Origin of the sequence: Limnohabitans sp. Bal53, from assembly GCF_003063355.1 — a bacterium.
In the GTDB taxonomy this organism is placed as follows: Bacteria; Pseudomonadota; Gammaproteobacteria; order Burkholderiales; family Burkholderiaceae_C; genus Limnohabitans_A.
In genome coordinates, this window is sequence record NZ_NESH01000002.1 from 115,184 (window position 1) to 133,834 (window position 18,651).

Here is an 18,651-nt window from a genome sequence, read left to right on the forward strand (position 1 = left end):
GAGCATGGAATTTTTGTTGGCCAGCGGTATCGGTTTCGTCACCGCCTGCGCCGTTTACCTGATGCTGCGCGGGCGCACCTTCACGGTGGTCTTGGGTTTGTCGATGCTCGGCTACGCCGTCAACGTCTTCATCTTTGCCATGGGCCGTTTGTGGAGCAATGCCCAGCCCATCTTGCAAGGCAACGGCCCTGTGGCGGACCCTTTGCCCCAGGCGCTGGTGCTCACGGCCATCGTGATCGGTTTTGCGACCACTGGCTTTGTGATTGAGCTGGCCTTGCGCAGCCGCCACGAAAGCGGCAGCGACCATGTGGACGGGCACGAGCCTGGTCAAGCGGCTGGACAGACGGTTGATGAAGCGCGCGGAGGACAAGCCTGATGTTCGATGCTGTTTTTTCTTTCTGGTTGCAGCACGCGCCCGTGCTGTCTGTCTTGCTGCCCGTGTTCACGGCCGTGGCCTTGTTGCTGCTGGGCGATGGCAGCCAACAGGTGGCCGGGGGCGGCCATGGCGACAGCCGCCAGCGCTGGGCGCGCCGTTTGGCCATGGCCTCGGTCTTCCTGGGCTTGCTCATGGCCATCGGCCTGGTGGTGCAGGCCAGCAGCGGTGAGTTGCTGGTCTACCAACTGGGCGAATGGCCCGCGCCTTTTGGCATCGTGATGGTGCTCGACCGTTTGTCCGGCCTGATGGTGCTGCTGACTTACGTCGTGGCCGTGCCCGTGCTTTGGTATGCCACAGGCGGCTGGGACACCCGGGGGCGGCACTTCCATGCGCTGTTCCAGTTCCAGCTCATGGGGCTGTGCGGTGCGTTCATGACGGGTGATTTGTTCAACCTGTTTGTGTTCTTCGAGGTCTTGCTGATCGCCTCTTATGTGCTGCTGGTGCATGGCCAAGGGCGCGAGCGCTTTCGCATGGGCATCCATTACGTGGTGCTCAACTTGTCGGCTTCGGGCTTGTTCCTGATTGGCCTGGCCATGGTCTACAGCGTGACCGGCACGCTCAACATGGCCGATGTGGGCCTGCAGGTGGCGCAGCTCAAGGGCGACAACGCCTGGCTGGCTCAGGCCGCTGCGCTGGTGCTGCTGGCCGTGTTTGGCCTCAAGGCCGCGCTGGTGCCGCTGTACTTTTGGCTGCCCGGCACCTATGCCGCAGCCAGCGCCCCGGTGGCGGCGCTGTTTGCCATCATGACCAAGGTCGGTGTCTACAGCATCATCCGCACGCACTGGGTGATCTTTGGCGTGGGGGCCGGGGAGTCAGCCCTGGCCGTGGCCGACTGGCTGCTGCCTCTGGCTTTGACCACCAGCGCCTTGGGGGTGTTGGGCGCGTTGGCGGCGCACAGCATGAGCCGCCTGGTGGCTTACCTCACGGTGTCTTCGGTGGGCACGTTGCTGGCCTGTGTGGGCTTGTTCACCACCGACACTTTGTCGGCGGCGCTTTATTACATGCTGCACAGCACCATTGTGATCGCGGGCTTGTTCTTGCTGGTGGAGCTGATGGCCGCGCAGCGCGGCCAAGCCTTGGACAAACTGCGCCCCGCCCTGGCCGTGCGCGAGCCGGTGCTGCTGGGCCTGATGCTGCTGTTTGGTGCGGCATCGGCTGCGGGTTTGCCGCCTTTGCCTGGCTTTTTGGGCAAGCTCATGATTTTGGAGAGCAGCGCGGGCCTGCCCGCACAGGCCTGGGTCTGGACCGTGGTGCTCTGCGTGGGCTTTTTCACCATCGTGGGCCTGGCCCGCGCGGGCGTGGTGCTGTTTTGGCATGTGCAGCCCGAGCCGGACGAGGCGCAGAGCAATTCCGGCAGCAGCCCCAAGCTGTTGTCGGCCGTGTGGGCCTTCATGGCGCTGACCTTGGCCATGGCCGTGCTGGCTTCGCCCATCAAGCGTTACACCGACGACACCGCCACGCAGCTGGCTGACACCGCCGCTTACGCCCAAGCCGTGCTGGGCCTGGCACCGGGTCAGCCTTCGACCAGCACGCGGCCTTATGACGGAGCACGCCAGTCGGTGCCAGCACCCGCTGCTGACTCTGCGGCTGCCCCAGAAACCCCTGCTAAGGAAACCCGATGAAACCGACCCCTGCGCACCCATCTACCCCAGCGCGCTGGCTCAGCCACCCCATCCTTTCGCTCTTGCTGGGCGTCACCTGGTTGGCCTTGTCGCACAGCTTGGCCCCCGTGCACCTGTTGTCGGCCTTGCTGATAGCGCTCATCGTGCCGCGCCTGATCCACCCGTTTTTGGGGCCTGCGGCCAGCATCCACTGGGGCGCCGCACTGCGTTTGGCGCTGGTGGTGCTCAAGGACATCGTCATGTCCAACATCACCGTGGCCCGTCTGGTGTTGGGCCCGATGAAGGCCATGTCGCCCGCCTGGATGGCCGTGCCCCTGGCCAGCGATCACGCGATGGTCAACGCCTTGTTCGCCAGCATCATCACCACCACGCCCGGCACGGTGTCGTGTGTGGTGGATGAGTCCCGGCGCGAAATTCTGGTGCACGCGCTCAACTGCGACGACGCGCAAGCCATGATCGACGACATGAAAACCCGCTACGAAGCGCCCTTGCTGCACATCTTTGGTTGCAGCGAGCAGGCGGCACCCCTTGCCCAGAAAGGCCCGCAATGAACATCCTGGACCTGGCCCTGTCGATCGCCATCGTGGCCGTCACCTTGGCGGTGGCGCTGTGCGCCTGGCGGCTTTTTCGTGGCCCCGAAACCACCGACCGCATCCTCGCACTCGACACTTTGTCGATGAACGCTGTGGCCCTGATTGTGCTGCTGGGCATCCGTTGGCAAACCGCCTTGCTGTTTGAGGCCGCCTTGTTGGTGGCCATGCTGGGTTTTGCCTCGACGGTGGCGCTGGCGCGTTACCTCAGCCGCGGCGACGTGGTCGAATAAAAGGAGTCTGTTCATGAATCCCCTGATCGAATGGGCCGCTGCGGCCATCATCCTGATTGCCGCCTTCTTCTTGCTGGTGGGTGCCATTGGTTTGGTTCGTTTGCCCGACTTTTTCATGCGTTTGCACGCGCCCACCAAAGCCTCCACTTTGGGCGTGGGCGGTATTTTGGTCGCGTCCATGCTGGTGTCGGCCTTTCAAGGTCGTGCGGGCATTGCCGAGTTGCTCATCACCTTGTTTGTGTTCGTCACCGCACCCGTGTCGGCCAACCTGATGGCGCAAGCTGCGCTGCACCTCAAAGCGCGCTCGCAAGCGCCGGTGCCTCCCCAAGCGGTGCCCGAGCGGCACAAAAGCTGAAACCAACCCTGCCATTGCGACTAGAATTAACCGACCGCCCGGTTGGTTAACGCATTGGCAGCGCTAGGGCTTGCCAAGGCACCGGGTTGTGACCTCCTCAAGGAAAGCACCCCATGTCTCAAGTCCTGCAAAGTTTCATCGGTGGCCAGTGGATCGGCCAGCAAGGCGCACAAAACCTGCGAAGCGCCCTCAATGGCCAGACCGTGTTCCAAACCCATGCCGAGGCCATCGACTTTGGTGACGCGGTGCATCACGCCCGCACCGTGGGCCTGCCCAATTTGCTGAAATTGGATTTTCAGGAACGCGCCCAGCGCCTCAAGGCCCTGGCCAAATACCTGGGTGAGCACAAAGAGCAGCTGTACGCCATCTCGGCCCACACGGGTGCCACGCGCGCCGACAGCTGGGTCGACATCGAAGGCGGTGCCGGCACCTTGTTTGCGTATTCCAGCATCGGCAGCAACGAGTTGCCCAGTGGCAACCTGATCCACGAAGGCCCGGCCTTCCCCCTGGGCAAAAAAGGCGGCTTTGCAGGCACACACATCTTGGTGCCGCGCGGCGGCATTGCTGTGCACATCAACGCCTTCAACTTCCCCATCTGGGGCCTCTTGGAAAAGTTCGCGCCCAGCTTTTTGGCGGGCATGCCTTGCATCGGCAAACCGGCATCGTCGACCAGCTACCTGACCGAGGCCATGGTGCGTCTGGTCGAGCAGTCGGGTATCTTGCCTGCCGGTTCGCTCCAGCTGGTGATTGGCTCCACCGGCGACCTGCTCGACCGCCTGAACGGCCAAGATGTGGTGACCTTCACCGGCTCGGCCGACACCGCGGCCATGCTGCGCGTGCACCCCAATGTGGTCAAGCACAGCATCCCCTTCAACGCCGAAGCCGACTCGCTCAACTGCGCCATCCTCGCGCCTGATGTGTCGCCGGACGACGAAGAGTTTGATTTGTTCGTGAAAGAAGTCGCCCGCGAGATGACTGTCAAGGCGGGCCAAAAGTGCACCGCGATCCGCCGGGCCATCGTGCCGCGTCAGCACTTTGATGCGGTGGCCGAAAAGCTCAAAGCGCGTCTGGCCAAAGTGGTGGTGGGCGATCCGTCGGTCGAGGGCGTGAAGATGGGGGCCTTGGCCTCGCACGCCCAGCAAGCTGACGTGGCCGAGCGTGTGGCCCTGCTGCGCCAAAGCGCCGAGCTGGTGTTTGGCGGCGGTGCCGATTTCAGCCCAGTGGGGCAGGGCGTGGAGGGCGGTGCGTTCTTCCAGCCGACGCTGCTGCTGTGCCAAAAGCCTTTGCAAACCGACAGCGTGCACGACGTGGAAGCCTTTGGCCCCGTCAGCACGCTCATGCCTTACGACGGCATCGACGAAGCCCTGCAACTGGCTGCTCGCGGCCAAGGCAGCTTGGTTGGCACGCTGGTCACGAAAGACCCGCAAATCGCCGCCCGCATGATCCCTGTGGCCGCCGCCTTGCATGGCCGCCTGCACATCCTGGACCGCGAATCGGCGGTGGAGTCCACCGGCCACGGCTCGCCCCTGCCGCCGCTCAAACACGGCGGCCCCGGCCGCGCAGGCGGTGGTGAAGAGCTCGGCGGCATCCGCGCCGTCAAACACCTGATGCAGCGCACCGCGTTGCAAGGCTCACCCACCATGATCGCCGCCGTCACCGGCGAATACATGCGCGGCGCCAAACTGATCGAGACCGAAGTCCACCCCTTCCGCCGTCATTTTGAAGACCTGCAAATTGGCGAAAGCTTGCTCACCCACCGCCGCACCGTGGGCGAGGCCGACATCGTGGCTTTTGGTGGTTTGTCGGGCGACTATTTCTACATGCACTTCGACGAGATTGCCGCCAAGGATTCGCCGTTTGGCAAGCGCATCGCCCACGGCTACTTTGTGCTCTCGGCCGCTGCGGGCTTGTTCGTTTCGCCTGCGCCCGGCCCGGTGCTGGCCAACTACGGCCTGGACACGCTGCGTTTCGTCAAGCCAGTGGGCATTGGCGACACCATCCAGGCCCGCCTGACCGCCAAGCGCAAGATCGACCGCAACAAGAAAGACGCCAACGGCGTGGGCCAAGGCGTGGTGGCCTGGGATGTGGAAGTCACCAACCAATTGGGCGAGGTGGTGGCCAGTTACGACATCTTGACGCTGGTGGCCAAGCGAGGCTGATGGGCACACTCTGGCGCTGTGGCGACATGGAGCATGTCGTCATATCACGTGCTGCTCCGGGCATTGAAAGTTCGGTATCGTCAGTGTCGGCAGAGCAGTTTGTGTGACTGTCGGTGTTGGTCGAGAGTGACCGATCACATGACCCGACTGCCATCACAGCCTCCAATCTAAATGATCTTCAAAGATCATTTTTGAGCTAATCATGGTAAATAAACATGTTTTTCCGCGCCAAAACATGTTTTTGCGCATAATCAGGCATGGATTTCCAAAATCTTCTAGGAGGTGCGTGGTTGGTTGCACGGTATGGCATGGATTTGGTCATGCCTTTGGCCGTGCGCAGCAGTGTGGGCGGACGCCGCACATCTAAGCTGGCCGATGGCATCAAGACCGAGACCTTTGTAGAGGCCATGCGGCCCAGCGCCAACTTGCGTGGGCACTTGACCTTTCACCTCAAGCACGAGGTGCTGAACCTGGAATTGCTCAGCCGCCTGTTTGATCGGATCGATTCGGTCGAACTGGTGGCTTGGATCGACGACGAACCCAGCGGTCAATACGCCAGAAGAATTGGCTTTTTGTACGAGTGGCTGACGGGCCGGCAGCTGGCCGTGAATGCCAGCATGGCAGGCCCTTATGTGGATGTGCTTGACGAGCGCAAGCTGGTCGCAGCATCTGAGCAGCGGTCTGTGCCCAACCGCCGCTGGCGGGTGCGCGACAACTTGCCCGGTACGCCCGCTTTTTGCCCCTTAGTGCGCAAGACCAGCGAACTCGATGCTGCAGCAGCGGTCGACATTCGAGGCCTGCTGGATGCGCTGGCATTGGAATTTGGCGAAGATGTGCTCATGCGCTCTGCGGTTTGGATGACCCTGCGCGAGAGCAAGTCGAGCTTTGCCATGGAGGGTGAGGCCGATCAGTCCGACCGCATTCAGCGGTTTGCCGATGTGTTGGCCAGGCGCACGGGGCAGGGGGACTTGGTGCTCCATGACCCTGTTTTGGCGCAGCTGCAATCCGATATTTTGGGCCGCCGCAACACGCTGCAACGCTTGGGAATTCGGCAATCGCCCGTGTTTGTTGGCCAAGTGGTGCGTTACCAAGAGGTGGTTCACTACGTGGCCCCGCCCGCGCACGACATGCAGGCCATGCTCGACGGTCTGGCGGTTTTTTGGGAACGCACGCAGGGACAATCGGCGGTGATGCGCAGCGCGGTCATGTCCTTTGGGTTTGTTTACATTCACCCGCTGGCCGACGGCAACGGGCGGGTTCACCGCTTTTGGGTGAACGATGTGTTGCGCCGTGATGGAGTGGTCAAAGAACCGATGATCCTGCCGGTTTCGTCCTTGATCGGCAGCGATCCGGGCGAGCGGCGCGCCTACAACAGCGTGCTGGACTCTATCTCGCGGCCTTTGATGGGGGCGTTGACCGGAGCTTGCGAGTTTGTGCCCACGCCCATCACCTACCCCGATGGCATCCGATCGAACTTTGTGTTCAAGGGGGAGGCCATAGCGCAGCCAGTTTGGCGTTACCCGGATTTGACAAGCCATGTGCTCTATCTGGCCGATGTGCTGGTGCGCACCATCCAAGACGACATGCGCGGTGAATCACGTTATTTGCGCAACCACGCTCAAGCCCGTGCTGCGATCAAAGACATCATCGAGATGCCGGATGTGCAGATCGATCGGGTCATCCGCTCGGTAGAGGCCAACCAAGGCAAGCTGTCGAACGTGCTGGCCAAGGAAATCCCCTTGTTGGCAGAACCGGGCTTGTGGGCAGCGATCGTTGAAGCCACCATTGGCGCATTGGCGCGATCGGATGAGAAAAGCACAGACCTCTGACGCACCATGAACCTCTACGACCAACACATCCTGCCCTACCTGATCGACTTCGCCTGTGGCCTGCCCATGGTGCAGGCGCAGCGCCGCCAACTGGTGCCCCAGGCCCAGGGCAGGGTGTTGGAAATCGGCATGGGCACAGGGCGCAATCTGGCGTTTTACGACCGCAGCCGCGTGACGCGCTTGGTGGGTGTAGACCCGGCCATGCAGATGCACCGCTTGGCCCATAAGCGCAGCCAAAAGGCGGGCATCGCTGTGGAGTTGATGGGCCTGTCGGCCGAGCAGCTGCCCACTGCAGACGCCAGCTTTGACACCGTGGTCTGCACCTACACCCTGTGCAGCATTCCCGATGCCGCGCAGGCCTTGCGCGAGATGCACCGGGTGCTGGTGCCGGGCGGCCAGCTGCTGTTTTGCGAACACGGCCGCGCCCCAGACGCCAATGTGCGCCGCTGGCAAGAGCGCTTGCAGCCCCTCTGGGGTCCTTTGGCTGGAGGTTGTCAGCTCGGACGCGACATCCCCGCTTTGCTTGCTGCAGCGGGCTTTGCCGCCCAAACCCAATCGGCCTATCTGGCCGGGCCGCGACCCATGACTTTTCACTATTGGGGCCAGGCGCAAGCAGCCTGAAAACGATGGCTGAAAGCCGTACAGCCATTGCGTAGCCCCACCGCATTTGTTGCGTGATGCGCAACATGCTAAAGTCCAGCCATGATCAAGTCGTTTCGTCACAAAGGCTTGCGCAGTCTGTTTGAGTCAGGCAAGTCAGCCGGTGTTCAAGCCAGCCATGTCAAGCGCTTGCGTATGCAATTGGCAGCGCTGGACACCGCGCAAGTCATCGACGACCTGGACATTCCGGGATTTCGTTTGCACTCACTCAAAGGCGAGATGCGGGGGCGGTGGTCCATCACCGTCAACGGCAACTGGCGCTTGACCTTTGAGTTTGAAGATGGCAACGCTTACATATTGGACTACGAGGACTACCACTGATGGCCATGCACAACCCCCCTCATCCTGGTGAATTCATCCAGGAAATCTACTTGGACCCGCACGGCATTTCCGGCAGGGAACTGGCTGAAAAACTCGACGTGGCTCCGTCAACCTTGAGCCGCATCCTCAAGGGCAGTAGCCGGGTCACGCCTGAGATGGCGCTGCGCTTGTCCAAGGCTTTGGGCCGCACGCCAGAGAGCTGGTTGAGCCTGCAAGATGCCCATGATCTGTGGATCGCGCGCCAAAACGTGGACATGAACCGCGTGGTGCCTTTGCAGTTTTCTGCGGTCTGAGCGCGCCATGAGATCCCCCATTGCCGTCGTTGACGTTGACCGCTGCGAAACCTGGACCCGTTACAAAAACGGTTTGTGCGACACCTGCGCAGCCAACTGCTGCACCATGCCCGTCGAGGTCAAGCTGGCCGATTTGGTGCGGCTGGAATGGGTCGATCCGTTTGAGGCCGAGCACGAAGACCCCAAACAAATCGCCAAGCGCCTGACCAAGGCCGGTCTGATCGAACACTTCAACTTCAAGAACAGCATCTTCAGCTTGGCGCGTCGTGCCAGTGGCGACTGCCAGTTTCTCGATGCCAAGACGCGCCGCTGCACCGTGTACGACAAGCGTCCCAACACCTGCCGCCTGCACCCGCAAGTGGGGCCAAAGCCAGGTTTTTGTCCATTTGGCAACAAACTGCAGTCCAGATGAGCCGCTTTATGCCTTTTTTGGCATCGGAGGGGCTGCTATTTGTTGTTTTTGATATTAATTGATTTTTATAATACTAAATATTAATTGATCGACAAAATCATGGAAACGTCCCTTTATATCTCTGAGTGACATGCTGAGTTGAAAGATGCGGTCGCTGCCTTGGGTGGTGATGGATCTTCTGCCCAGTTGGCGGGCATGGCCGAGTTGATCATCCAGTCGATGACCGGTCCCTGGCGTTCCTTTCACACGCCCGAGCACATCTTCGAAGTGGGAGATGGGGGCTCGCCGGTCGAGGTGATTGCAGCACTGTTTCATGATCTGGTTTATGTCCAGGTGGACTCCGGTATCCATGTCAATCTGGCCCGCTACGTAGCGCCCTATGTTCGCGAGGGCGCCAAGGGCCTGGTGATCGATCCGATGCGCGAGGGGTCGGATCAGGACCTGGACCTGGTGATGGATTTGTTCGGCTTTCAACGAGGACAGGTGCTGTCCCCGTTTGCAGGTCAAAATGAATTTTTGAGTGCATTGCTGGCGGTCAGATTGCTCGGCGGCATACTGCCATTGCCTGCGTTGGCGCAGGTGGCTGCCTGCATTGAAGCCACGATTCCTTTCAGAGCCGACTTGCCCGACGGGCGTTCGTGCTCCACCGTGTTGTTGCAGCGCTTGACCCAAGCCAGCCTTGACCATGGACTGGGCCTGAGCGATGCGCAGTGCCGCGAGACCGTGGTCATGGGGGTCAAAGTGTCCAACCGGGATGTGGGCAACTTTGCCAGTGAGCATCCCTCTGACTTTCTCAACAACACCTGGAATCTGATCCCAGAAACCAACCACGAACTGCTCAATGCCGACACCTACACGGTCAAGGGCTACAGGGTGTCCTTGCAGAAGATGGAAGGTTTCCTGGGCTTCTTGCAGCCAGGTGTGGTGTTTCGGCAGTTTGATCAAGAGCCCTCGAATGAGGAACACGCGCTGCGTTTGCGCATGGCACAAAGCAATCTGGAAGTGGCCCGGCTTTACTTGCGCCTGAAACTCGTTGCCATTGCCTTGCTCGAAGCCATGTCCTGGCGTTTGGTGCAAGAGGTGTCGCTGGCTTCCATCATGGGCAAATTGCCGGGCATTGGTGACATGCCTTTCCAGCTGGAAGATCAACTGCCTTTGGTGGCGCAGCCCTACATCGGTCAAAACGAATGCGAAATCACGGTACTGCATTTGCTCGAAGACGGTCGCTCTGGTGAGTCGACCCACGACTCCAAGCATTCGCCAGTGGCCAGTTATTTGGTCCGATCCATCGGTGTGTCCACGGCCTTGAGCTTGCTCGAGCGTGCACGACTGTTTTTTGCCAATCAGCTCAGCGCAGACGATTTTCTGGCCAGTTTGGACAAACCGGTGATGCAGGGTCTTCAGCGGGCCGTGATCCATGTGCTCGATCAACGCGTGCAGGCGCTGCGGGACCTTTGACGTACTGAGCCGTCGATCTCCTTACTTGCGAGGTCACACGAAAAAGCCTCCCGACTTTGCAGTCGGGAGGCTTTTTGCTTTCTGGTCTGACGCGGCTTACATCGTGTCGATGAAGCTGCGCAGTTTGTCGGAGCGGCTGGGGTGCTTGAGCTTGCGCAGCGCCTTGGCTTCGATCTGGCGGATGCGTTCACGCGTCACATCGAACTGCTTGCCCACTTCTTCCAGCGTGTGGTCGGTGGACATCTCGATGCCAAACCGCATGCGCAGCACTTTGGCTTCGCGGGGCGTGAGGCTGTCGAGGATGTCTTTGACCACATCGCGCAGACCCGCTTGCAGCGCCGCGTCCATGGGGGCGGTGTGCGTGCTGTCTTCGATGAAGTCGCCCAAGTGGCTGTCGTCGTCGTCACCGATCGGCGTTTCCATGGAGATCGGCTCTTTGGCGATCTTCATGATCTTGCGGATCTTGTCTTCGGGGATTTCCATCTTCTCGGCCAAGATGGAAGCATCCGGCTCAAAGCCGAATTCCTGCAAGTGCTGGCGCGAGATGCGGTTCATCTTGTTGATGGTCTCGATCATGTGCACCGGGATGCGGATCGTGCGAGCCTGGTCCGCAATGGAGCGGGTGATGGCCTGGCGAATCCACCAAGTGGCGTAGGTCGAGAACTTGTAGCCACGGCGGTATTCGAACTTGTCCACCGCCTTCATCAGGCCGATGTTGCCTTCCTGGATCAAGTCGAGGAACTGCAGACCGCGGTTGGTGTACTTCTTGGCGATCGAGATCACCAGGCGCAAGTTGGCCTCGATCATCTCTTTCTTGGCGTCGCGTGACGAACGCTCACCGGCGTTCATGCGCTTGTTGATGTCTTTGAGCTCATCGAGCGGCACCACCACCTGCGACTGCAGGTCCATCAGCTTTTGTTGCAGGTCCTGCACGGGCGGGATGTTGCGGCCCATCACGGCGCTCCAGCTCTTGCCTGCAGCGGCTTGCTTCTCGATCCATTTGAGGTTGAGCAGGTGCGACTCCACACGCTTGCCGTTTTTGTCGCGGCCGCTGAAGTCGGCGATGAAGTTGTCTTGTGGGTAGCCGCATTTGTCCACGATGATGCGGCGCAGCTCGCGCTCTTTCTTGCGCACATCGTCCACCTGGCCGCGCACCATGTCGCACAGCTTTTCAATGGTCTTGGCGGTAAAGCGGATGGTCATCAGCTCTTCTGACAGAGCCGACTGGACCTTGTTGTAAGCGGGCGTACCCCAGCCTTCTTTGTCGTACACCTTGTGCACTTTTTCGAAGTACTCGGTGATGCGGTCAAAGCGTTCGAGGGCCTGGTTTTTCAACTCTTCGAGCTTTTTGGTCAGGGCTTTGGAGCCGCCTTTGCCGTCGTCGTCGTCGGCTTCGTCGAACTCGTCAAAGTCTTCTTCGGCCACATAGTCGTCGGCTTCGTTGAGGTTGGCAAAACCGTCCACCACGGTGGAGATGACGACCTTACCCTCACGGATTTCATTGGCCATGCGCAAGATTTCGGCGATGGTGGCGGGCGACGCGCTGATCGCGGCCATCATGTCCATCAAGCCGCCTTCGATGCGCTTGGCGATTTCGATTTCGCCTTCGCGCGTCAGCAGCTCCACGGTGCCCATTTCGCGCATGTACATGCGCACAGGGTCGGTGGTGCGGCCGAATTCGCTGTCCACGGTGGACAGGGCGGCTTCGGCGGCTTCTTCGGCTTCTTCCTCGGTCGAGCCCGTGGGCGCGTTGTCGGTGATGATCAGGCTCTCGGCGTCGGGCGTTTGCTCGTACACCGCCACACCCAAGTCGTTCAGGGTGGCGATCACCACTTCCAGGGTTTCGGCATCGACCAGCTTGTCGGGCAGGTGGTCGCTGATTTCACCGTTTGTCAGGTAGCCACGCGTCTTGCCCAGCTTGATCAGGGCTTTGAGGCGATCGCGGCGCTGCTTCATCTCGGCTTCGGTCAGGACGGTTTCGTCCAAGCCGAATTCCTTCATCAAGGCCCGTTCTTTGGCCTTGCTGATCTTCATGCGCAGGGGTTTGACCTTTTCACCGGTCTGCGTCACGTTGTCAGCAACAGTCTCACCTTGCAGATCGTCTTCGAGTTCGGCCAATTCATCCTCGAGGCTGGGCTCGGCGATGCTGCCTTTCTTTTTGGGGCCGCGCTTGGCGCCCGTGACGGCTTTTTTGGCCGCAGGTTTGTTGTCTTCTGCGGGGGCAGCCGCTTTGGCTGTTTTGGCGGCTTTGGCCGGCTTTTTCACTTCCACTTCGGCCGCAGCGTCTTTGGCTTTGGCGACGGGTTTTTTCTCGATGGCTTCGGATTTCTTGGCGGGCACGGAGGCGGCTTTCTTCACAGGCTTGGCAGGAGTGGCCGGGGCTGGCGTGGCTTTGACTTGAGGCGCTGCTGCCTTGGGGGCCACTTTGCCCGCCGGTTTGGCGGGTGTTGGGGCCGCCACTTTGGCGGTTGCCTTGGCAGGTGCTTTTGCAGGTGCTTTTGCAGGTGCTTTTGCAGGTGCTTTAGCGGGTGCTTTTACAGCTGCTTTGGCGGGCGCTTTCGCTGCTGCTTTGGCCTTGGCGACGGGCGCGGTGGCTTTGGCTGCAGCCGTCTTGGCTACGGTTTTGGATTGGGCAGGGGCCTGGGCAGGCTTCTTCGGCTTTTGAGCGGGCATGGACAACCTCGAGACACAAAAAGGAACAAGGAAACAGACACAGTCAGCGCCGAATACATCCCGGCGCGGGCGTGGGTTAAGACACAGATGAAAACCACATATGGGTGTTCAATCTGCAATGGCAAGGTAGTGGGCGAACATTTGGAATGCAGTCCTTGCGGAACGATGACCTGCCCGCATGGGGGCGTCCGCTTTGATGGCGTTGGTCGGGCCGGAGGTGCTGCTGTCGCGCTTGCCGAAAACCGTGGATTATACCCATTTCGCTGCTTCTTGAGCCTGCGAACCCCCTGGCAGGTGTCCTTGTGCTCACTTTTTGCCGACCTATGGACCGATCAGCGGGAAGAGTGTTCGCCCCGTGGCTGGGCCACCACCTTCTGTTCGGCGCTGCTCGGGTTGGCTTGGGTTAAGCTTTAGTCCATGAAACTTCTGATCGACTCCTTCTGGCGCTCGGCCGTGTATTGCCTGTACCCCCGGGTGATCGGTTTGTCGGTCTTGCCCTTGGTGCTGATCGTCGCGCTGTCCTGGTTGCTGGGTTATTTGTACTGGGACACGGCCGTCAGCTTTGTGCGCGGCTGGCTCGATGCCAGCGCCTGGCTGGACACCATTTGGCGCTGGTTCGAGGGCGTGGGCTTGGCCAACCTCAAAACCGTGGTCGCCCCCTTGCTGGTGATTTTTGCGTTCACGCCCTTGGTGGTGGTGGCGTCCTTGTTGGCGGTGTCTTTCATGATGACCCCGACCCTCACCCGCATGGTGGCCGAGCGCCGTTTTGCCGGTTTGCAGCGCAAGCACGGCGGCAGTTTGCTGTTGAGCGTGTGGTGGACCTTTTTCTCGCTGGTGCTGGCGCTGGGGGCGCTGGTGCTGACCTTGCCCATGTGGCTGGTGCCGCCGTTGGCGCTGGTGCTGCCCGCTTTCATCTGGGGCTGGCTCACTTACCGCGTCATGGCGTTTGATGTGCTGGCCGAATTTGCCAGTGCCGATGAGCGCCACACCCTCATGGCCCGCCACCGCATGAGCTTTTTGGGCATGGGCGTGGTCACCGGCCTCATGGGCGCAGCGCCCAGTATGGTGTGGGCCTCGGGGGCCTTGTTTGCTGCTGCCTTTGTGATTTTGGTGCCCGTGGCCATCTGGATTTACACCTTGGTGTTCGCCTTTTCCTCCTTGTGGTTCGCACATTTCGGCCTGGCTGCCTTGCAGGCCCTGCGTGACGAGCCTCAACACGCGGACGTGGACGAGGTCCTGCCTGCGGCCCCTGCCGTAGCGGGTGCGTCTGCGCATGCTGCTGCCCGGTTGGGGGGCGATGCACCTGATTCGGGCGACGGCATCACCGATGTCGTGGCGCGCCCTAAACTCTGATACCTGCCCAGACACCGGGCTGTTCTATTCATCTGAACCCATGACGCTTCCCATGACCCCCACTTTTGGCCTCATCATCATTGGCGACGAAATCATGTCCGGCAAACGCCAGGACAAGCACATGCCCAAAGTTGTCGAGTTCATGAACACCCGTGGCCTGAGCCTGGGCTGGGCCGAGTACGTGGGCGATTCGCCCGAGCGCATCACCGCGACATTGCGGCGTGCATTTGCTTCGGCAGACGCGGTGTTTTGCTGCGGCGGCATTGGCGCCACACCGGATGACCACACCCGTCAATGTGCCGCACAGGCTTTGGGTGTGCCGCTGGCGCTGCACCCTGAGGCCAAGCGCCTGATCCGGGAGCGCATGCAAGACACGGCCAAAGAGCAAGGCCTGCCCTTCGAGCCCGAGCGCGCAGACAACCTGCACCGCCTGAACATGGGCACCTTCCCGCAGGGTGCAGCCATCATCCCCAACCCCTACAACAAGATTCCCGGCTTCAGTTGCACGGGCCCAGGCGGCGCCATGGTGCACTTTGTGCCGGGCTTTCCGGTCATGGCCTGGCCCATGATCGAGTCGGTGCTGGACACCCACTACAGCGCCTACTTCCGGCAAGACGCTTATGTCGAAAAGTCGGTCATTGTGTTGGGCGCCATGGAAGCCACCCTGACGCCGCTGATGGAGTCCATCGAAGCCGCGCATCCGGGCGTCAAAGTGTTCAGCCTGCCCAGCGTAGACCACCCGCAGTGGGGGCGCCACATCGAGTTGGGCGTCAAAGGCGAGCCTGCCCATGCCGACCAGGCCTACCTGACTTTGCGCCAAGGCCTGCAGGCCTTTAGTCTCGAATATGGCCCTGAATTGGTGCGTTGATCCGAAAATCACCAATAAAGTGCATAATTGCACCAATGTGGTGCAGGTTGACGATGGGAAATCCCGGGCGTGAGAATCTCATTTTGGGCGTGGCACCGGTTTTGGTTCCTACTGATGGTGCGCTGAAAACCAGACAAGTGCTTTTTTATGTCTCAAGGCGCCCAAAGCTCCCGGCTCAAGGCACAATTTAGGGCTGTTCAACTTGGGTGGCCCTGTGCTGGTTGGCACAGAAACTGCAAGAGATGAGCGTCAGCTTTTTAACCCCTTTCCCTTCAGGAGAATTTGATGGCCAAGACCGTCGCAGATGTGATGAACATGGTGAAAGACAACGAAGTCAAGTTCGTTGACTTCCGCTTCACCGATACCCGTGGCAAGTGGCAGCACATCACTGCGCCCGTGTCGCAGTTTGACGAAAGCAAGTTCGAAGACGGTCAAGCCTTTGACGGCTCGTCGATTGCCGGCTGGAAAGGCATTGAAGCATCGGACATGTTGCTGATCCCCGATCCCAGCAGCGCCATCATCGACCCCTTCTTCGAAGAAGTCACTTTGGTCTTGATCTGCGACGTGATCGAGCCCACAGACGGCAAGGCCTACGAGCGTGACCCACGCTCCATCGCCAAGCGCGCTGAGACTTACCTCAAGCAATCGGGCCTGGGCGACACCGCATACTTTGGTCCCGAGCCAGAATTCTTCTTGTTTGACGAAGTGCGCTGGAGCACCGAGCCGAACAACACCTTCTACGCCATCGACGAAGCCGAAGCCCCATGGAACAGCGGCACCAAGATGGACGGCGGCAACAAAGGCCACCGCAACCGCGTCAAGGGCGGCTACTTCCCAGTGCCTCCAGTCGACAGCACCCACGACATGCGCAGCGAAATGTCGCTGATCCTCGAATCCGTGGGCATCCCGGTCGAAGTGCACCACCACGAAGTGGCTGGCGCTGGCCAGTGCGAAATCGGCACACGTTTCTCGACCTTGGTCGAGCGCGCTGACTGGACCCTGCTGCAAAAGTACGTGATCCACAACGTGGCCAATGCCTACGGCAAAACCGCCACCTTCATGCCCAAGCCCTACGCTGGCGACAACGGCTCCGGCATGCACGTTCACCAGTCCATCTGGAAAGACGGCAAGAACCTGTTCGCAGGCAATGGCTACGCTGGCTTGTCTGAATTTGCCCTGTACTACATCGGCGGCATCATCAAGCACGCCCGCGCCCTGAACGCGATCACCAACCCCGGCACCAACAGCTACAAGCGTTTGGTGCCTCACTTCGAAGCCCCGGTCAAATTGGCTTACTCGGCCAAGAACCGCTCCGCCTCGATCCGCATCCCCAACGTCGCCAGCGACAAGGGCCGTCGCGTGGAAGCCCGCTTCCCCGATCCATTGTGCAACCCCTATCTGGGCTTTGCGGCCTTGTTGATGGCCGGCTTGGACGGTATCGAAAACAAGATCCACCCCGGCGAAGCAGCCACCAAAGACCTGTACCACCTGCCTCCAGAAGAAGACAAGTTGGTCCCCACTGTTTGCTCCAGCCTTGACCAGGCCTTGGACGCCCTGAACGCCGACCGCGCTTTCTTGACCAAAGGCGGCGTGTTCACCGACGCTTGGATCGACTCTTACATCGAATTGAAGATGCAAGAAGTCAACCGCAGCCGCGTGGAAGTCTCGCCTGTCGAATACGACATGTACTACTCGCTGTAAGCACCATGACCCACATTGCACACCCAACTGTGCAATGCCTAAAAAGGACGGCCTCGGCCGTCCTTTTTTTGCTTGTGTTGACCACTGGCTTGCCCGCGCAGGCCCAGCAAGCCATGTACCGCTGCGGCCAGGAGTACACCAATGCCCCGCGCGACCGGGCCTTGTGCGAGCCGTTGGCCCCGCAAGCCATCACCGTGATCGGTGGCACCCGGCCCACACCTTCCTCTGTTGCCCCACCCGCTGCCTTGCCCAGGCGCAGCACCCCGGCCGAGCCCGGTGCTGCCACCCCAGCAGGGGCGGGACCGCTGCGCACCCCCGCAGTGCCTGACCGCACCCCCGATGTGCAGCAAAGTGAGCGCGATGCGCAAGCGCGCACCATACTGACGCAGGAGCTGGACAAAGCCCGCGCACAACTGGCGCAGTTGGTGCAAAGCTACAACCAAGGTGAGCCTGAAAAGTGGGCCGCCGAAACCCGCAACCACCAAAAATACCTGGACCGAGTGGCCGACATGTTGGCGGCCATTGAGCGCACCGAACGCGACATTGACAGCCTGCAGCGCGAGCTGGCGCGTCGCCCGGTGCAAACCAGCCGCAGCACACCATGAACACCCCCCACCGATTCCAAGCCTTTGACCTGTTGGCCACGCCCGTGGCCGTGATGCAGGGCCAAGGCCGTGTGCGCTTTGTCAATGCCGCACTCGAAGATGCGCTGGGCCTGTCCCGGCGCACGCTGCACGACGCGTATTTCCCCGACTATTTTGTCGATCCGCAGCCCCTGATCTTGGCCTTGTCGGGGGCCCAGTCCAACGAGTTTGCCGCGCTGCGCTACGAAGCCCAGCTGCGCCGTCTGCACCACGAGGAGCCTTTGCCCGTTCATGTGATCGTGGCGATGACGGATCTGCCAGATGAAGTGATCGTCGAGCTGCTGCCAGTGGAGCAGCAAACCCGGCAAGAGCGAGAGGAGCGCCTGCTCGACCAGGCCCAGGCCAACAAGGAGCTGATCCGCAACTTGGCGCACGAGATCAAGAACCCGCTGGGCGGCATTCGCGGCTCAGCGCAGTTGCTGGAGATGGAGCTCGATGACAAAGACCTGACCGAGTACACCCAAGTCATCATCCACGAGGCCGACCGGCTGCAGACCCTGGTAGACCGCTTGCTGGCGCCCCATCGCAGGCCGCATGTGGTGGGCGACGTGAACATTCACGAGGTGTGCGAGCGCGTGCGCGCCCTGATCCTGGCCGAGTTTCCTCGGGGCCTGAAAGTGGTGCGCGACTACGACATCTCGATCCCCGAGTTTCGTGGCGACCGCGAGCAGCTGATTCAGGCGGTGCTCAACATCGCGCACAACGCGGCACAAGCCCTGCAAGAGCGCGTGGCGCAGGGTGATGCGCAGATCACGCTCAAGACCCGGATCTTGAGGCAAGTCACGTTTGGCAAACAGCGCTATCGCCTGGCATTGGAATTGCATGTGATGGACAACGGGCCTGGCGTTCCAGACTCGATCAAGGACCGCATTTTCTTCCCGTTGATCTCGGGGCGAGAAGGCGGCTCCGGCCTGGGGCTCACATTGGCGCAAACCTTTGTGCAACAACACCATGGCCTGATCGAGTGTGAAAGCGAGCCAGGCCGTACGGACTTCAAGATCTTGATACCTCTGCCTTGAAGCCTTCCCCATGACCGAAGAAAGT

18 protein-coding genes are annotated in these 18,651 nt (G+C 60.7%); 17 read left to right on the top strand and 1 reads right to left on the bottom strand.

Going from position 1 to position 18,651, the window contains the following annotated elements; all coding sequences use genetic code 11:
* The first annotated feature begins 4 nt into the window (after positions 1-4).
* The 12 genes from B9Z50_RS05465 (at position 5) to B9Z50_RS05520 (ending at position 10,368) form a co-directional block, all read left to right on the top strand.
* Complete coding sequence (locus tag B9Z50_RS05465; RefSeq protein ID WP_199221705.1) at positions 5-376, top strand: Na+/H+ antiporter subunit C; 372 nt, start codon at positions 5-7, stop codon at positions 374-376.
* On the top strand, positions 376-2,058 hold the full coding sequence (locus tag B9Z50_RS05470) for a monovalent cation/H+ antiporter subunit D (RefSeq protein ID WP_108362686.1): 1,683 nt from the start codon (positions 376-378) through the stop codon (positions 2,056-2,058). Before B9Z50_RS05465 ends, B9Z50_RS05470 begins: the two co-directional genes overlap by 1 nt.
* Positions 2,055-2,609 (top strand): Na+/H+ antiporter subunit E, encoded by a 555-nt coding sequence (locus tag B9Z50_RS05475; RefSeq protein WP_108362687.1) that lies wholly within the window; start codon positions 2,055-2,057, stop codon positions 2,607-2,609. Before B9Z50_RS05470 ends, B9Z50_RS05475 begins: the two co-directional genes overlap by 4 nt.
* On the top strand, positions 2,606-2,881 hold the full coding sequence (locus tag B9Z50_RS05480) for a K+/H+ antiporter subunit F (protein WP_108362688.1): 276 nt from the start codon (positions 2,606-2,608) through the stop codon (positions 2,879-2,881). The genes B9Z50_RS05475 and B9Z50_RS05480 overlap by 4 nt, the downstream gene beginning before the upstream one ends.
* Before the next feature lie 13 nt (positions 2,882-2,894).
* Entirely contained in the window at positions 2,895-3,236 is a 342-nt protein-coding gene (locus tag B9Z50_RS05485; RefSeq protein ID WP_108362689.1) for a Na+/H+ antiporter subunit G, read from the top strand.
* Between the two features lie 113 nt (positions 3,237-3,349).
* Entirely contained in the window at positions 3,350-5,395 is a 2,046-nt protein-coding gene (gene paaZ / locus B9Z50_RS05490; protein ID WP_108362690.1) for a phenylacetic acid degradation bifunctional protein PaaZ, read from the top strand.
* 257 nt (positions 5,396-5,652) lie between these two features.
* Positions 5,653-7,224 (top strand): Fic family protein, encoded by a 1,572-nt coding sequence (locus B9Z50_RS05495; RefSeq protein ID WP_108362691.1) that lies wholly within the window; start codon positions 5,653-5,655, stop codon positions 7,222-7,224.
* 6 nt (positions 7,225-7,230) lie between these two features.
* Positions 7,231-7,845, top strand: a complete 615-nt coding sequence (locus B9Z50_RS05500) for a class I SAM-dependent methyltransferase (RefSeq protein WP_108362692.1) — start codon at positions 7,231-7,233, stop codon at positions 7,843-7,845.
* 81 nt (positions 7,846-7,926) lie between these two features.
* Positions 7,927-8,205 (top strand): type II toxin-antitoxin system RelE/ParE family toxin, encoded by a 279-nt coding sequence (locus tag B9Z50_RS05505; protein ID WP_108362693.1) that lies wholly within the window; start codon positions 7,927-7,929, stop codon positions 8,203-8,205.
* Between the two features lie 5 nt (positions 8,206-8,210).
* A complete protein-coding gene (locus B9Z50_RS05510; RefSeq protein WP_233249783.1) occupies positions 8,211-8,498 on the top strand; it encodes a HigA family addiction module antitoxin in 288 nt (95 codons plus the stop codon).
* Between the two features lie 7 nt (positions 8,499-8,505).
* Entirely contained in the window at positions 8,506-8,910 is a 405-nt protein-coding gene (locus B9Z50_RS05515) for a YkgJ family cysteine cluster protein (protein WP_108362695.1), read from the top strand.
* Between the two features lie 138 nt (positions 8,911-9,048).
* Positions 9,049-10,368, top strand: coding sequence for a hypothetical protein (locus B9Z50_RS05520; RefSeq protein ID WP_108362696.1), 1,320 nt, complete (start codon positions 9,049-9,051; stop codon positions 10,366-10,368).
* A gap of 96 nt (positions 10,369-10,464) precedes the next feature.
* On the opposite strand, the gene rpoD is transcribed toward B9Z50_RS05520, so the two are convergent.
* Positions 10,465-13,041: an RNA polymerase sigma factor RpoD gene (gene rpoD / locus B9Z50_RS05525; RefSeq protein WP_108362697.1), complete on the bottom strand. Its 2,577-nt coding sequence runs from the start codon at positions 13,039-13,041 to the stop codon at positions 10,465-10,467.
* Positions 13,042-13,458: 417 nt separating this feature from the next.
* Between rpoD and B9Z50_RS05530 the strand changes: the two genes are divergently transcribed.
* The 5 genes from B9Z50_RS05530 to glnL all read left to right on the top strand — a co-directional run bounded on the left by B9Z50_RS05530 (position 13,459) and on the right by glnL (position 18,626).
* On the top strand, positions 13,459-14,394 hold the full coding sequence (locus B9Z50_RS05530) for an EI24 domain-containing protein (protein ID WP_108362698.1): 936 nt from the start codon (positions 13,459-13,461) through the stop codon (positions 14,392-14,394).
* Between the two features lie 40 nt (positions 14,395-14,434).
* The gene (locus B9Z50_RS05535; RefSeq protein WP_108362699.1) at positions 14,435-15,262 is read left to right on the top strand and encodes a molybdopterin-binding protein; all 828 of its coding nucleotides are present in this window, start codon (positions 14,435-14,437) and stop codon (positions 15,260-15,262) included.
* 285 nt (positions 15,263-15,547) lie between these two features.
* On the top strand, positions 15,548-16,963 hold the full coding sequence (gene glnA, locus B9Z50_RS05540) for a type I glutamate--ammonia ligase (RefSeq protein WP_108362700.1): 1,416 nt from the start codon (positions 15,548-15,550) through the stop codon (positions 16,961-16,963).
* Between the two features lie 77 nt (positions 16,964-17,040).
* Positions 17,041-17,568 (top strand): hypothetical protein, encoded by a 528-nt coding sequence (locus B9Z50_RS05545; RefSeq protein WP_233249784.1) that lies wholly within the window; start codon positions 17,041-17,043, stop codon positions 17,566-17,568.
* Entirely contained in the window at positions 17,565-18,626 is a 1,062-nt protein-coding gene (glnL, locus tag B9Z50_RS05550; protein ID WP_108362702.1) for a nitrogen regulation protein NR(II), read from the top strand. Before B9Z50_RS05545 ends, glnL begins: the two co-directional genes overlap by 4 nt.
* Positions 18,627-18,651: the final 25 nt, after the last annotated feature.

Coding starts and splice junctions, on each gene's coding strand:
- B9Z50_RS05485 (WP_108362689.1), top strand. CDS start 2,895: ATGAATCCCCTGATCGAATGGGCCGCTGCGGCCATCATCCTGATTGCC.
- B9Z50_RS05500 (WP_108362692.1), top strand. CDS start 7,231: ATGAACCTCTACGACCAACACATCCTGCCCTACCTGATCGACTTCGCC.
- B9Z50_RS05505 (WP_108362693.1), top strand. CDS start 7,927: ATGATCAAGTCGTTTCGTCACAAAGGCTTGCGCAGTCTGTTTGAGTCA.
- glnA (WP_108362700.1), top strand. CDS start 15,548: ATGGCCAAGACCGTCGCAGATGTGATGAACATGGTGAAAGACAACGAA.
- glnL (WP_108362702.1), top strand. CDS start 17,565: ATGAACACCCCCCACCGATTCCAAGCCTTTGACCTGTTGGCCACGCCC.
- B9Z50_RS05530 (WP_108362698.1), top strand. CDS start 13,459: ATGAAACTTCTGATCGACTCCTTCTGGCGCTCGGCCGTGTATTGCCTG.
- B9Z50_RS05475 (WP_108362687.1), top strand. CDS start 2,055: ATGAAACCGACCCCTGCGCACCCATCTACCCCAGCGCGCTGGCTCAGC.
- B9Z50_RS05510 (WP_233249783.1), top strand. CDS start 8,211: ATGCACAACCCCCCTCATCCTGGTGAATTCATCCAGGAAATCTACTTG.
- B9Z50_RS05480 (WP_108362688.1), top strand. CDS start 2,606: ATGAACATCCTGGACCTGGCCCTGTCGATCGCCATCGTGGCCGTCACC.
- B9Z50_RS05515 (WP_108362695.1), top strand. CDS start 8,506: ATGAGATCCCCCATTGCCGTCGTTGACGTTGACCGCTGCGAAACCTGG.
- B9Z50_RS05495 (WP_108362691.1), top strand. CDS start 5,653: ATGGATTTCCAAAATCTTCTAGGAGGTGCGTGGTTGGTTGCACGGTAT.
- paaZ (WP_108362690.1), top strand. CDS start 3,350: ATGTCTCAAGTCCTGCAAAGTTTCATCGGTGGCCAGTGGATCGGCCAG.
- rpoD (WP_108362697.1), bottom strand. CDS start 13,041: ATGCCCGCTCAAAAGCCGAAGAAGCCTGCCCAGGCCCCTGCCCAATCC.
- B9Z50_RS05470 (WP_108362686.1), top strand. CDS start 376: ATGTTCGATGCTGTTTTTTCTTTCTGGTTGCAGCACGCGCCCGTGCTG.
- B9Z50_RS05535 (WP_108362699.1), top strand. CDS start 14,435: ATGACGCTTCCCATGACCCCCACTTTTGGCCTCATCATCATTGGCGAC.
- B9Z50_RS05465 (WP_199221705.1), top strand. CDS start 5: ATGGAATTTTTGTTGGCCAGCGGTATCGGTTTCGTCACCGCCTGCGCC.